The sequence below is a fragment of the Flavobacterium sp. N1719 genome (assembly GCF_025947045.1).
Taxonomy (GTDB): Bacteria; Bacteroidota; Bacteroidia; order Flavobacteriales; family Flavobacteriaceae; genus Flavobacterium; species Flavobacterium stagni.
The window spans coordinates 2,703,595-2,717,836 of the sequence record NZ_CP109993.1 but is presented as its reverse complement, the minus strand read 5'-3'; the positions used below and the strand labels follow the sequence as shown (position 1 = coordinate 2,717,836).

Sequence of the window (14,242 nt, the reverse complement as noted above, 5' to 3'; positions counted from 1 at the left end):
TGGAATGAATCAGGATTTTAGAAAATACATCTTGACATTCCTAATTGTTTTGTACTTCTTCAATGGGGGTATAGAAGTGGTTGCAGAGTATTTTCATTTGAATCAACTCATATACATGACCAAACCGTTGATTCCTCTACTATTAATGGTTTTGTATTATTTGAATTCTGCACGAAAAGATTCTTTGTTTTTCATTATTATGGGATTGTCGATGGTAACCAACCTGCTATTCATACCCGATAATCCACAAATTTTGTTTTATGGCGTAATTGCCTATAGTGTGCACCGCATTTTTTTATTGTTTTTTATTTTAAAAAAAATAAAAATTAAGCACTTTATCCCTTTAGTTGTTGCAACATTACCGTTGGGATTTATTTTTTTCTATTTATTTACAGCCAATGAATTACCTGATAATACGATGTATCTTATTCTGTTTCATAACATTCTCGCTGCCATTTTGGGGGGTATTGCAATTTCGTTGTATGTCATGGAAGACAATAAGGTCAATTCACTTTTGTTGATTAGTACTTTGTTGTTTCTCGGACTTCAATTGGTGATTTACATTGAAAAATATTACCTCACTGAAGTGCATTCTGAGTGGATGCGACCGCTAGCGATGACCATTAATATCCTTGCGTTTTATACTTTTTATAAATTTGTTTTGGCAGCAGAATCAACCCACAACGATGGCAGCGCCTTCCGAAGTAAGTTGTGAATCAGTTAGATAAAAGTCAATTCGACCCAAATTTAAACCGTAACATCCCACTTGGTTGATTAGTACTTTTTTTCCGACACTATTGGTTTCAATTACAGGTTTATCCAAAAAAGTATGGGTATGTCCCCCGATAATCAAGTCGATATCTTTAGTTTTTTGAGCTAATAAAACATCGCAAATTTTCTCTTTTTCATCCTTATAGCTATAACCTAAGTGGGAAAGACAAATCACCAAATCACATTTTTGATTATGACGAAGTTCATGCGCCATATCTGTGGCAATTTCGACTGGGTCAAGATAAACCGTTTCTTTGCAGTTTTTTTTATCAACCAAGCCTTGTAGTTCAACCCCAAGTCCGAAAATCCCAATTTTTACCCCGTCTACTTTTTTGATCGTATACGGTTTTACATGGCCGTGTAATGCGGTATTTCGCACATCATAATTGGCAGAAACCATTTCAAAATCGGCTGTTTTGAGTTGGGTTAACAATCCTTCAATACCATTGTCAAAATCATGATTACCGATAGTCGCCACATCATAGCCCATCATGTTCATGAGCTTGTATTCCAATTCGCCTCCATAATAATTGAAATAAGGCGTTCCTTGGAAAATATCACCCGCATCCAAAAGTAATACGTTCGGATTTTCTTTTCGAATCATGCTGATTAAAGCCGCACGTCGGGCTACGCCACCCATATTCGGGTTTTTGGGATGATCAGCAGGAAAAGGATCGATATAACTGTGCACATCATTGGTGTGAAGAATAGTGATGTGCTTGGTTTGTGCTGTGGTAAAACTGCTTAATCCCAATCCGGTCATTCCGACTAAAGCGGTACTCGCTGTGGTTTTTTTGATAAAATCTCTACGTTTCATGGGACTTATTCTTGGTTAATTCGAATATCGTTTTTCACGCGTACCGTATCGGTTTCTTTAAAATAATCGATAAGGATATTTCGTATTTTATAGTCGACGTCAATAGTTTCAATTCCTTTTTTGAAAAAACTCATGTTGTCACCACCATTCGATAGATAGTCTGAAGTAGCTACAAAATAGGTCATTTTTTCATCCAAAGGTTGGCCTTGAACTTTCAATTGAGTAGCCGCATTGTTTTGAATCGTAAAAGTCAGACCCGCTAAAGGATGTGGTTTTTTTTCACTGATGATATAATTGGCCATTTCTACAAGTTGGGTGCCTTTTAGGGCAATAACCACAGAACTGTTTTCAAAAGGCATGATTTCATAGGCTGAACGTGCAGTTACATTGCCTTTGGGAAGTATAGATCGAATACCACCATGGTTGAGAATGCAAACTTGTGCCAAGGGTAAGTTGCGAAGTTTTAACACTCTATTGGTGCGCTCCAAGGTGACATCAGCCATGAAATTCCCGATGTTGGTTTGCCATTTGCCTTTTGATTTGTCTAATGTTTCAGGGTTGTATGCCAAAACCTCACTCAGTTCTTTTTCAATGTGAGCACGATAAGGTTGGATAACTCGATCAACAGTTGAATCCATTTCCTGTGAAGCGGTTATCGGTATTTTTTTTCCTTCAATACGTGAAGGAGAAAAATGCTTTTGACAACTGGTAACGGCCGTAAATGTTAAGAATAAAACAAAATACTTCCGAACCAGGGGATACTTTTTTAGATTTACCATCGGATTAGCGTCCAATTTTGATTAAATTTGTGAACAAGTAAAAATACTATGTTTTTCCAAAGAATAAAGGACATATCGATTAAAAAAATCGTTAAGAAAAAATGGGCAGAAATGAAACATCTGACCTCTAACGATTTAATTCAGAAAGTAGGTATTATCCTGGACGAATCGTATTTTCACGAAAAAGAGGATTTAATTCGTGATTTAGTTAAACAAGGCATTAAAAAAGAGAATATTCGGATATTGGTTTTTAAAAACCATATTAAAAAAAATGAAAGCTTTGACTATCCTGTTTATTCCTATAAAGATTTTAAATGGAGTGGTAGTTTTGATAGCGAAACACTTCGTACATTTCTCAGTCAATATTACGATTTATTGATCAATTACTACGAAATGGATAAGGCGGTATTGCATCTCACTACCCAACTTTCCAAATGCGGTTTTAAAGTTGGATTTGCCTCTGTCGATAAAAAAGTTAATGATTTAATCATTCACACTTCTGCAGAAAACCATACCGAGTTTACTTCAGAAATGTTCAAATATTTGAAAATACTAAACAAAATATAATCATGCGTTCACTAATAGGAACCGGCGTCGCGCTCGTTACCCCTTTTAAAAAAGATTTTTCTGTCGATACGGAGGCTTTAACCCGCATTGTCAATTACCAAATTGAAAATGGGATTGAATATTTGGTGGTTCTTGGAACTACTGCAGAAAGTGCTACTTTAGCAGCAGAAGAAAAGGAATTGGTTATTCAAACCGTTATTGATGCTAACAAAGGGCGATTGCCTTTGGTTTTGGGTGTTGGAGGGAACAACACACACAAAGTGGTCGAAGAATTGAAAACAAGGGATTTGTCGGCTTTTGCTGCAGTGCTTTCTGTTTCGCCTTATTACAACAAACCTACACAAGAAGGAATTTACCAACATTTCAAAGCGGTTGCTACAGCATCACCTGTACCTGTGATTTTATACAATGTTCCGGGTCGAACGTCAAGCAATATGGCGCCAAGTACGGTAATTCGTTTGGCCAATGATTTTGATAATATTGTCGCAATTAAAGAAGCAGCAGGGGATATAGTGCAGGCGATGCAGTTGATCCAGCATAAACCGGAAGGATTTTTAGTGATTTCCGGTGACGACATGATCACCTTGCCCATGGTATTGGCCGGTGGAAGCGGAGTGATTTCGGTTATCGGAGAAGGATTCCCAAAAGAATTCTCCGAAATGGTGCGCTTGGGATTAAACCGCAAAGTCGATGAAGCGTATAAGTTGCATTACCGTTTGTCAGCTGCAATTGATATGATTTTTGAACAAGGCAATCCGGCCGGAATTAAAGAGGTTTTTGCGCACATGGGATTGTCAGAAAATACGGTGCGATTGCCCCTGGTTAATGTAAATGAAGACCTTTCATTGCGATTGAAAAAATTCATTGACACCTTCAATACGGAAGGCTAAAAAATTATTTTAAACATAACTAAATATTAACTACTTTTGCGGTTCGTTTTGGCACGAGCCATTCGAATATTGTTAGAAAATGAAAAAACTGTTGATTCTTATTGTTTTAGGGCTAACTTTGGGAAGCTGTAGCGAATACCAAAAAGCCTTCCGTTCTGAAGATACGGAAGTGCAAAAAGCAGCAGCTATCAAAATGTACGAAAAGCAGAAATATGGTAAAGCCATTCGTCTTTTTGAATTGATTGCGCCTGTATACAAAGGAAAAGCAGGGGAAGAGAATGTATCTTACATGTTCGGAATGGCCTATTACAACACCAAACAGTTTTATTTAGCGGCTTATCAGTTGGAGAGTTTTGCGAGTGCTTATCCTAGGGATCCTCGAAATGAAGAAGCTTCTTTTTTAGCCGCAAAATGTTTTGCCCGTTTATCACCCGTCTATAGTTTGGACCAGACCGATACGGAAAAAGCCATTTACAAAATGCAAGATTTTATCGATCGTTATCCCAATTCAACGTACATGGCTGAGGCCAATACGATAGCTAAAGAATTGCGTGTCAAGCTCGAGAAAAAAGCTTTTGAAGTAGCCAAACAATACAATACAATCGAAGATTATAAAGCGGCTCAAGTTGCTTTTGATTTGTTTTTGTCTGATTTTCCAGGGACAGTATACAAAGAAGAAGCCTTGTATTTAAAGTTAGATTCAGCCTACAAGCTTGCCGTGAATAGCGTTCCTTCCAAAATGCATGAACGGTTATTGAATGCTAAAGCAGCTTACCAAAGTTTGGTAAAATTCAAAGCCGATACCCAATACAAAACCAAAGCCGATGATATGTTGGCTACAATTGATAAAGAACTTCAACAATTTTCTAAGTAATGAGTAAAATGGATTTAAAAAAGACGACTGCACCTGTAAATACGATTACCTATAATCGTGCAGTTATCGAAGAGCAAACAGGAAATATCTACGAGGCGATTACCATTATGGCTAAACGTGCAACTCAAATCAACACAGAAATTAAAAAAGAGTTGATTGAGAAGTTGGAAGAATTTGCCACTTACAATGATAGTCTTGAGGAAATTTTTGAAAACAAAGAACAAATTGAAGTGTCTAAGTTTTATGAGAAATTACCAAAGCCACACGCATTAGCCGTACAAGAGTGGTCGGATGGTAAAATCTATCACAAAGACGTTTCTAAATAATACAGCCATGTCAGTTTTAAGCGGTAAAAAAATTTTACTGGGAGTCTCCGGAGGGATTGCCGCTTATAAAACAGCGACATTAGTGCGACTATTCATCAAAGCAGGTGCTCAGGTCCGTGTGGTCATGACACCTGCTTCTTTAGATTTTGTCACCCCCTTGACATTGTCAACTTTATCCAAAAACCCCGTGTATTCTTCGTTTTATAATGAAGAAGATACAGCGCAATGGAACAATCATGTCGAGTTAGGTTTATGGGCTGATTTTATGGTAATCGCGCCTGCAACGGCCAATACCATGTCCAAAATGGCGAATGGGAATTGCGATAACTTGTTAATTGCGACCTATCTTTCCGCCAAATGTCCAGTTTACTTTGCTCCTGCGATGGACTTGGATATGTACAAGCATCCGTCTACCTTACATTCTTTCCAGCAATTACAACATTTTGGCAACCGCATGATTCCTGCCGAAAGCGGCGAACTTGCCAGCGGATTATCCGGTGAAGGTCGGATGGCGGAACCCGAGAATATAGTGGCATTTATTGAAAAAGATATTGCATCACAATTGCCTTTACGCGGAAAAAAAATTCTCATTACTGCGGGACCCACATACGAACCAATCGATCCGGTGCGTTTTATAGGAAATCATTCTACCGGAAAAATGGGATTTGATATTGCCGATTATGCAGCTCAAATGGGAGCTGAGGTCACTGTTGTTGCGGGTCCTACCCATTTACAACCCAAACACAGCAATGTTCACGTTCAACGCGTAATGACGGCTGAAGAAATGTACGAAGCTTGTATGGAAATTTACCCCACTTGTGACGTAGCCATTTGTGCAGCCGCTGTTGCAGATTATCGTCCCAAGCAGCAAGCCAAAGAAAAAATTAAAAAAAAGGAGGACAATTTTACGATTGAACTCACAAAAAACAAAGATATATTAGCCACTTTAGGTGCTCAAAAAAAACAGCAAATGCTAATCGGTTTTGCTTTAGAAACGGAGAATGAAATTGCCAATGCGCAACTCAAAATTCAGAAAAAAAACTTAGATTTGATAGTTTTAAATTCCCTCAGGGATTCAGGGGCAGGTTTTGGAACTCCAACCAATAAAGTCACGTTTATCAATAAAGCCAATGCAATTGAGCCTGTGGAATTGAAATCAAAAGAGGCAGTAGCTCAAGATATTATAGATAAAGTTATTCAGTATTATGAAGTTTAAAATTGCGGTAGTATTCCTGGTTATCGGATCATTCTTTCGTGTTCATGCACAAGAATTAAATTGTAAAGTTGTCGTGAATTACGACAAAATCACCAATGCCAATACCCAGATTTTTAAATCGTTAGAGACTTCCTTGAATGACTTTATGAATAAATCGGTTTGGACGGATAAGTCGTTTGAAAATCAAGAGAAGATATCCTGCAGTATGTTCATTACGATTAACTCGTATGAAAACAACAATTTTGATACCACCATTCAGGTGCAGTCGTCTCGCCCTATTTACAATTCCAGTTACACTTCTACGGTACTGAATGTCAATGATAAAAGTCTACAATTTCAATATGTTGAATTTCAACAAATGTATTTTAATCCCAATAGTTTCGATTCGAATCTGCTATCAACGTTGGCTTATTATGCCTATATCATCTTAGGAATGGATGCAGAAACGTTCGAACTTGAAAGCGGGATGCCTTATTTTCAAAAAGCACAAGAAATTGTCAATTTGGCCATGCCTACAGGTGGAAATGGTTGGTCACAAACGGATAAAACCAACAACCGCTATTATTTGGTGAACGATTTAATGTCCAATACCTTCAAGCCCTATCGTGAAGCATTGAACCAATACATGTTCCAAGGTTTGGATGTCATGAATAAAGATATTAAAGCAGGTAAACAAGCCGTTTTAGCGGCGATTAATACCTTAGGTGAATTGCATAAAACGCGTCCTAATTCGTATTTAGCCCGTTTGTTTTTTGATGCCAAAGCCGACGAAATCGTTTCTATTTTTTCCGGTGGACCATCTATTCCTATTGACGGTCTTGTGGATACCTTATCCAAAATTTCTCCGATCAATAGTTCCAAATGGAATAAGATAAAATTATAACTTGCGAGAAAAATAATGCACCTATGATTACCTCGCTAACCATTGAAAATTATGCGTTAATCGAACGATTGTCGGTTTCTTTCTCCGATGGATTTTCGGTAATAACTGGAGAGACAGGAGCAGGGAAGTCGATACTTTTAGGTGCTTTGGGTTTGGTTCTAGGGAATCGAGCCGACTTATCTTCCTTAAAAAATAAAGCTGAAAAATGCGTCATTGAAGCCCATTTTGATCTGTCAAAACAGGATTTACAGTCGTTTTTTGATCAAATGGATTGGGATTTTGATGCGCATACTATTTTACGTCGCGAAATTTTACCTTCAGGCAAATCTCGTGCTTTTGTCAATGATACACCGGTAAATGTTTCCGATTTGCAAGAATTGGGCGAGCAGTTGATTGATATTCATTCCCAAAATGAAACCCAGGAATTGTACAGTGATGCTTTTCAATTTCAAATTCTTGATGCTGTTGCCAAAAACGAAGAATTGCTCTCCAATTATCAACTATTATTAAAAAAATACCGCACGGCGCAGACCGATTGCGACCAACTGAAACAGGATTTAGGCAATCGTTTAAAAGAACAAGATTACAATGCCTTTTTGTTGGAAGAATTAACGGCAGCTCAATTGCAAGTAGACGAGCAGGAAAACTTGGAAACTCAGTTAGAGAAATTGAGTAATGTGGAGCAAATTCAGTTGCAACTTGGAAAAGTGCTGCAATTAACCCAGTCGGATCAATTTGGCTTAATTATTCAATTGAAAGAAGCTAAATCAGCGCTTCAAAAAATTGCAAGTTTTTCAAGTGAGTACGAAAACCTTTTAGAGCGCATAACCAGTTTGTTGATTGAGATGGATGATGTAGAGAAGGAACTCGAAAGCATGGTGGATCATGTACAAGCTGACCCTGAAATGCTCGAGCAAATCAGTCAGAAGCTCCAATTGATATATGCCTTACAGAAAAAACATCAAGTGAGTTCTATCGCAGAACTATTAGCAATTCAAGAAAAATTGAGTTCACAGGCATTGTCTTTAACCACTCTAGAATCCCAAATTGCTAATTTGGAAGCGTGGATGGTGTTGGCTGAAAAAGAATTGAACGATTTTGCCGATTCATTACATCAAAATCGAATCAAAGCTATTCCAAAAGTCGCCGAAAAAATAGAAAGCATTATTTCCGATTTGGGCATGCCCAATGCGAAATTCACCATCGAAGTCAGTCCCCAAGAGCAATTTTTGACCAATGGTAAAGATAAAATTACGTTTTTGTTTGCAGCCAATAAGGGAACCGAATTCGGACTTTTAAAAAAGGTAGCTTCAGGTGGAGAAATGTCCCGTATCATGTTGGCTGTAAAAGCATTGATGGCAGAACATATGCAATTACCGACGTTAATTTTGGACGAAATCGATACAGGAGTTTCGGGAGAAATTGCGCACAAAATGGGCGAGATTATGAAAAATATGAGTCAGAACCGCCAACTATTTGCCATCACTCATTTGCCACAAATTGCGGGGAAAGGGAAAAGGCATTTTAGAGTGTATAAAACTATGGAAGGCGATACGACAGCAACCCAATTAAAAGAATTAAATACGGAGGAGCGCATCATTGAGATTGCTCAAATGCTCTCCGGAAATACGATAACCGAAGCAGCGATGGGGCAGGCACAAGCTTTGCTCAACTAAAAAATAGAAGTATCTTTGTACCACAATTTAGAAATTAGACCATTATGATTATAGAACCAAGAATGCGCGGATTTATTTGTTTAACAGCTCATCCTGATGGCTGTGCGCAAAATGTAAAAAATCAAATTGAATACGTAAAATCAAAAGGGAAAATCGAGGGCGCAAAACGCGTTTTAGTGATTGGAGCTTCTACCGGTTTTGGTTTGGCTTCACGTATTACCAGCGCATTTGGTTGTGATGCGGCAACAATTGGTGTATTTTTTGAAAAACCAGGGACAGAAGGCAAAACGGCTTCTCCAGGATGGTACAATTCAGCGGCTTTCGAAAAAGAAGCGCATGCGGCAGGTTTATATGCAAAAAGTATCAATGGCGATGCTTTTTCTAATGAAATTAAAGCCCAAACCATCGATTTAATAAAAGCGGATTTGGGTCAGGTAGATTTGGTAATTTACAGTTTGGCTTCTCCAGTACGTATGCATCCGACAACGGGTGTCTTACACCGTTCGGCTTTGAAACCTATTGGAGGAACATTCACGAATAAAACGGTTGATTTTCATACGGGTAATGTGACCCAAGTTTCTATTGAGCCTGCCCAACAAGAAGATATTGACAATACAGTTGTAGTTATGGGTGGAGAAGATTGGTCAATGTGGATGGATGCGATGAAGGCAGCTGGTGTTTTGGCGGAAGGCGCTATGACAGTGGCGTATTCGTACATCGGACCTGAAGTGACTAAAGCGGTTTACCGTAATGGAACTATTGGTCGCGCCAAAGATCATTTGGAAGCTACAGCGGCTGTAATTACAGAGTCCTTGTCAGATTTAGGAGGAAAAGCCTATGTTTCTGTGAATAAAGCTTTGGTTACACAGGCGAGTTCAGCCATTCCAGTAATTCCATTATACATTTCACTTTTATACAAAATCATGAAGCGCGAAGGCATTCACGAAGGTTGTATCGAACAAATGGAGCGTTTGTATAGCGATCGTTTGTATGGTAAATCTGATATTCCTGTAGATGCTGAAAATAGAATTCGCATTGACGATTGGGAAATGCGCGATGATGTGCAAGCAGAGGTAGCCCAATTATGGGAAGAAGCCACAACAGAAAGCTTGCCAGGAATCGGTGATTTAGCGGGTTATAAAAATGATTTCTTAAATTTATTTGGATTTGGATTTGAAGGGGTAGATTATCTAGCCGACACGAATGAAGTTGTTCCCGTTCCAAGTATTGGATAAATAAAAAACATTTAACATTTAAACAGCCTGAATTCGTTTCAGGCTGTTTTTTTTATTCCTATTTTTGAAATTATTTATAACCAATTTATATTCTTTGATTTTATGAAAAAAATTACGCTGAGTTTAGCTTTATTTTTTCTTGTACAAATTGGATATAGCCAAACACTAGACCAATATACTTTTGCACAAAGTAATGGGACATATTCGGCTATTTCTGGTGGGACAGTAGTAGGAAATACAGCAACCGATGATGAGCGTTTTGTGGATCCAGCTGTAAGTTTAGGTGGTGCTGCAACTACGGGGGTAGGTTTACCCATCGGATTTAATTTTGTTTTTAACGGTTACACATATGACCGTTTTGCTATTAATGCAAATGGATGGATTGCATTAGGGTCGTCAGCGCTAAGTCCGGCAGTTGATTTAACCACTTCATCATCATACAACCCATTGTCAACGATTACAACAGCAGTTTCCAATGTTAATGTTGCTCGTATTGCTGCATTTGCAAGAGATTTGCAAGCACAAGCGGGCTCTGAATTGCGTTACCAAGTAATTGGTTCAGCACCGAATCGCACATTGGTTGTGCAATGGAAAAATTATGCGAAATATTTGGCGTTAGGTGATTCCATGAATTTTCAAATTCGTTTAAACGAAACATCTAATTCAGTGCAATTTGTATATGGGACTATGACCAACAATACTACAGATACTGTTGTGGATTGTGGTTTACGTGCCGCTCCTAATAATCCAGCGACCAATTTTGCCAACAGAACTTCTACAACAAGTTGGATAACTACTTCAGCTGGAACAACCGCTGCAGATACCATGTTCATGTCGCAAACTATTGCGCCAGCAAGTGGGTTGACCTATACTTGGACAACACCACCGAGTTGTACAGGAACACCAACTCCAGGTGCTACTCTTTCAACAAGCGCTTCGGTTTGTGCATCAGTAAACTTTACGTTGTCTTTGCAAAATACCACATCAGGTTCTGGTGTTACGTATCAATGGATGACATCAACCGATGGTGTAAATTACAGTAATGCAGTAGGAATTGCTACACAAAGCACTTATGTGACCTCACAAACTGCAGCAACCTATTATAAATGTCTAGTTACTTGTACAGCTTCAGGAACTGCAGCTGAAAGTTCGCCCTTACAAATAGGAATGAATGCAGTGAACGCTTGTTATTGTACACCAACTTATACCACAGGAAAAACGGAAGGTGATTTGATTTCTAATATTGTAATTAATGGAACAACACTTTCGAATAATTCGGGGACTGCTCCTACGAACCCGGCTTACACTTATTTTACGGGTCAGCCCAATTACACCGCTAATTTACAAGCAGGAGGAACATATACAGTTACCGTAACTGTAGGTACTTTTGGAGGTCAAAATGTTTCCATGTGGATTGATTATAATGATAACGGATTTTTTGAAACCAATGAGCGAATTGGTTCTACAACCACAGCAATTGATGCCAATGGTACGGCCACCTTTACGATTTCTTTGGCATGTAATCCACCTTTAGGCACTCACAGAATGCGTGTGCGCGATGTTTGGAATCAAGTAGGGAATACCATCGATCCTTGTGCAAACTATGGATATGGAGAAGCAGAAGATTACGATATCGTAATTACTACACCGGTGGCTTGTCCACAGCCATCTAATGTTTTAGTAACAAATACAACGACCACTACTGCAACAGTAGCCTGGACGGCAGGATGTACAGAAACTGCATGGATGATTTATGTAGTTCCGGCAGGAAGTCCAGCTCCAACAGTGGGTTCGGGTACAGTAGTAATTGTAAATCCTTATGTGATTACAGGGTTAACACCCAATACGGATTATGATATTTATATCGCAGCCGATTGTACAACAAACGGGACTAGTTTACTCACAGGGCCTATCTTTTTTAGAACATTAATTCCGGCTCCAGGAAATGATGATTGTAGTAATGCTGTCGCCTTAACAGTTGGAGAGAATGTAACTTCGAATCCAGTAGTTGGTACCAATGTTTCAGCCACCAACTCAAATCCTCCAGCACCCGGTTGTGCTAGTTTTTTAGGTGGTGATGTTTGGTATACGGTAGTGGTTCCTGCCACTGGAAATGTAACTTTAGAAACCAGTGAAGTAACTGGAAGTGATGTAACCGATACAGGCTTAGCAGTTTATTCGGGTGATTGTAACGGGTTGAGTTTATTGGCTTGTGATGATGATTCCAGCACCAATGGGAACTATTCATTGATTTCGTTAAACGGACTTACTCCAGGGCAATTGCTTTATGTTAATGTTTGGGAATATGCTAACGATAGTTTTGGTGAATTCCAAATCTCAGCTTACGATTGTCCAACAGGTACGCCAGCTCCTACAGGTGATGCGGACCAATACTTCTGTAGTAATTCCTTAACATTTGATTCGTTACAAGTAACGGGTAGTGGCTTGTTATGGTATGCTGCACCAACAGGGGGAACACCTTTTAACGGTACAGATACCGTGACAGATGGTGTTACGTATTATGCGTCACAAACCATCAACTGTGAAAGTTATTCCCGTTTGGCAGTTACTGTTCATGTTGCCCCTCTACCCATGGTTTCAAATATTGATTTGTTAGCTTGTGAATCGGATGGTGATGGTATGGAAATTTTTGATTTAACTGCTTCGGAAAGTTCAATAACTTTTGATGGTGGTATGCAATTCAGTTATTATCTCGATTATTTTGATGCTGAGTCCATGACAAACCCAATTGCAAATGCTACTGCATTTATGGGTACAAATGGACAAGTAATTTATGTGCGTGTTGAAAATGCAAATGGTTGTTATTCCATAGCTGAAGTGTATCTAGTTGTGGCTATGACATCTGCAGCGCCAACAGGAAATCCAACACAGGATTATTGTACCACTGCAACGTTAAATGACTTGGTTGTTAATGGATCGAATGTACTTTGGTATGCTGCAGCAACAGGTGGTTCACCTTTAGATCCATTTACGGATTTAGTGGATGGAGCAACCTATTATGCTTCTCAAAATGAATTTGGTTGTGAAAGTACAACGCGATTTGCAGTTACTGTAAATGATACCTGTGCTAATGTAGGTTGTTTAATCGGTGATGAATATCCAACTGGTGCAGTGACCATCAATTGTTCGGGTACAGCACAAATTATTACTACTGCGGGTTGGGCAGGTGAATATTCAAGTGTAAATGTTACCGCAGGTGTTCAGTATACTTTTACTAGTTCAAACGCAACGGATTATATCACCATTGGTAATTCAGACGGTTCTATTGCTTTTACTTCGGGAACAACGCCATTAATTTGGACACCAACTACGACCGATACGGTTCGTTTTTATACGCATGCTGATGCCAATTGTACAGCAAACACCGATAATAGAACGCGTTCAGTAGCGTGTGGAACACCACCACCAACCCCTGCAAATGATACTTGTGCTACACCAACAGTACTTACAGTGGGCGGAGTATATACCGATGCGGATATCGATACTACTAGTTTAGGTGCCACTTTGAGTGCTGAAACTCCAGCACCTAGCTGTGGAGCTTTTGGTTTTGCTACTTCAGGAAAAGATGTTTGGTATAGTTTTACTGTACCAACTTCTGGGAATGCAACTGTAGAAACTGCAGGAACTTCAACTGGCGGACCTGGTATTGATACTGTGGTACAAGCGTATTCTGGAACTTGTGGTGCTTTAACTGCGGTTGGTTGTGATGATGATAGCGCTACTGAAGTAGTAGTAGGTCATTCGTTATTGTCTTTAACCGGACTCACGCCTGGAGCAACTATTTTAGTTCGTGTATTTGGTTACAATGGTGCGCAAGGGAACTTTAGTATCTCTGTTTATGATGCGTCTTTAGGCAATCAAGAAATAAGTGATGTTACTTTCAAAGCGTATCCAAATCCGGTGCAAAATGTATTGAATATCACATCTTCGGAAGTAATCGACTCACTACAAATTTATAATGTAGTAGGACAAGAAGTGTATAGTTCTAAAGTAAATGCTACAGAATCTACATTAGACTTAAGTAATTTACCTGCGGGCTCCTACATTGTACGCGCTATGGCCAATGGTCAAGTAAAAACAATTAAAGTGATTAAACAGTAATTCACTTGCTCATAAACTTGTTAAAAATGTCCCGATTTATCGGGACATTTTCTTTTTGTATGGAGTATATTTGCCAAAAATTTCAG

At 38.9% G+C, this 14,242-nt stretch carries 12 protein-coding genes; 10 read left to right on the top strand and 2 right to left on the bottom strand.

The window, feature by feature from the left end:
- Window positions 1–4: 4 nt before the first annotated feature.
- A complete protein-coding gene (locus OLM45_RS11595; protein ID WP_264510331.1) occupies window positions 5–715 on the top strand; it encodes a lysoplasmalogenase family protein in 711 nt (236 codons plus the stop codon).
- On the opposite strand, the gene OLM45_RS11590 is transcribed toward OLM45_RS11595, so the two are convergent.
- Both OLM45_RS11590 and OLM45_RS11585 read right to left on the bottom strand, forming a co-directional pair.
- Complete coding sequence (locus OLM45_RS11590; RefSeq protein ID WP_264510329.1) at window positions 674–1,588, bottom strand: bifunctional metallophosphatase/5'-nucleotidase; 915 nt, start codon at window positions 1,586–1,588, stop codon at window positions 674–676. The two genes, OLM45_RS11595 and OLM45_RS11590, sit on opposite strands and share 42 nt — an antisense overlap.
- Window positions 1,589–1,593: 5 nt before the next feature.
- Complete coding sequence (locus OLM45_RS11585) at window positions 1,594–2,226, bottom strand: 5'-nucleotidase (RefSeq protein ID WP_319799977.1); 633 nt, start codon at window positions 2,224–2,226, stop codon at window positions 1,594–1,596.
- A gap of 189 nt (window positions 2,227–2,415) precedes the next feature.
- Between OLM45_RS11585 and OLM45_RS11580 the strand changes: the two genes are divergently transcribed.
- The 9 genes from OLM45_RS11580 to OLM45_RS11540 all read left to right on the top strand — a co-directional run bounded on the left by OLM45_RS11580 (window position 2,416) and on the right by OLM45_RS11540 (window position 14,156).
- Window positions 2,416–2,934 carry a DUF6913 domain-containing protein gene (locus OLM45_RS11580; protein ID WP_413614182.1) on the top strand — a complete coding sequence of 173 codons (519 nt, stop codon included), beginning with the start codon at window positions 2,416–2,418 and terminating at the stop codon, window positions 2,932–2,934.
- Window positions 2,935–2,936: 2 nt separating this feature from the next.
- Complete coding sequence (gene dapA, locus OLM45_RS11575) at window positions 2,937–3,824, top strand: 4-hydroxy-tetrahydrodipicolinate synthase (RefSeq protein ID WP_264510323.1); 888 nt, start codon at window positions 2,937–2,939, stop codon at window positions 3,822–3,824.
- 79 nt (window positions 3,825–3,903) lie between these two features.
- On the top strand, window positions 3,904–4,698 hold the full coding sequence (locus OLM45_RS11570; RefSeq protein WP_264510321.1) for an outer membrane protein assembly factor BamD: 795 nt from the start codon (window positions 3,904–3,906) through the stop codon (window positions 4,696–4,698).
- 8 nt (window positions 4,699–4,706) lie between these two features.
- Window positions 4,707–5,024, top strand: coding sequence for a DNA-directed RNA polymerase subunit omega (locus OLM45_RS11565; protein ID WP_129462402.1), 318 nt, complete (start codon window positions 4,707–4,709; stop codon window positions 5,022–5,024).
- Window positions 5,025–5,031: 7 nt separating this feature from the next.
- The gene (gene coaBC, locus OLM45_RS11560) at window positions 5,032–6,240 is read left to right on the top strand and encodes a bifunctional phosphopantothenoylcysteine decarboxylase/phosphopantothenate--cysteine ligase CoaBC (protein WP_264510319.1); all 1,209 of its coding nucleotides are present in this window, start codon (window positions 5,032–5,034) and stop codon (window positions 6,238–6,240) included.
- Window positions 6,230–7,123, top strand: a complete 894-nt coding sequence (locus tag OLM45_RS11555; RefSeq protein WP_264510317.1) for a DUF4835 family protein — start codon at window positions 6,230–6,232, stop codon at window positions 7,121–7,123. The genes coaBC and OLM45_RS11555 overlap by 11 nt, the downstream gene beginning before the upstream one ends.
- Window positions 7,124–7,146: 23 nt before the next feature.
- On the top strand, window positions 7,147–8,799 hold the full coding sequence (gene recN, locus OLM45_RS11550; RefSeq protein WP_264510315.1) for a DNA repair protein RecN: 1,653 nt from the start codon (window positions 7,147–7,149) through the stop codon (window positions 8,797–8,799).
- A 44-nt stretch (window positions 8,800–8,843) separates the two neighbouring features.
- Window positions 8,844–10,034, top strand: coding sequence for an enoyl-ACP reductase FabV (fabV, locus tag OLM45_RS11545; protein WP_264510313.1), 1,191 nt, complete (start codon window positions 8,844–8,846; stop codon window positions 10,032–10,034).
- A gap of 102 nt (window positions 10,035–10,136) precedes the next feature.
- The gene (locus OLM45_RS11540) at window positions 10,137–14,156 is read left to right on the top strand and encodes a GEVED domain-containing protein (RefSeq protein WP_264510311.1); all 4,020 of its coding nucleotides are present in this window, start codon (window positions 10,137–10,139) and stop codon (window positions 14,154–14,156) included.
- Window positions 14,157–14,242: the final 86 nt, after the last annotated feature.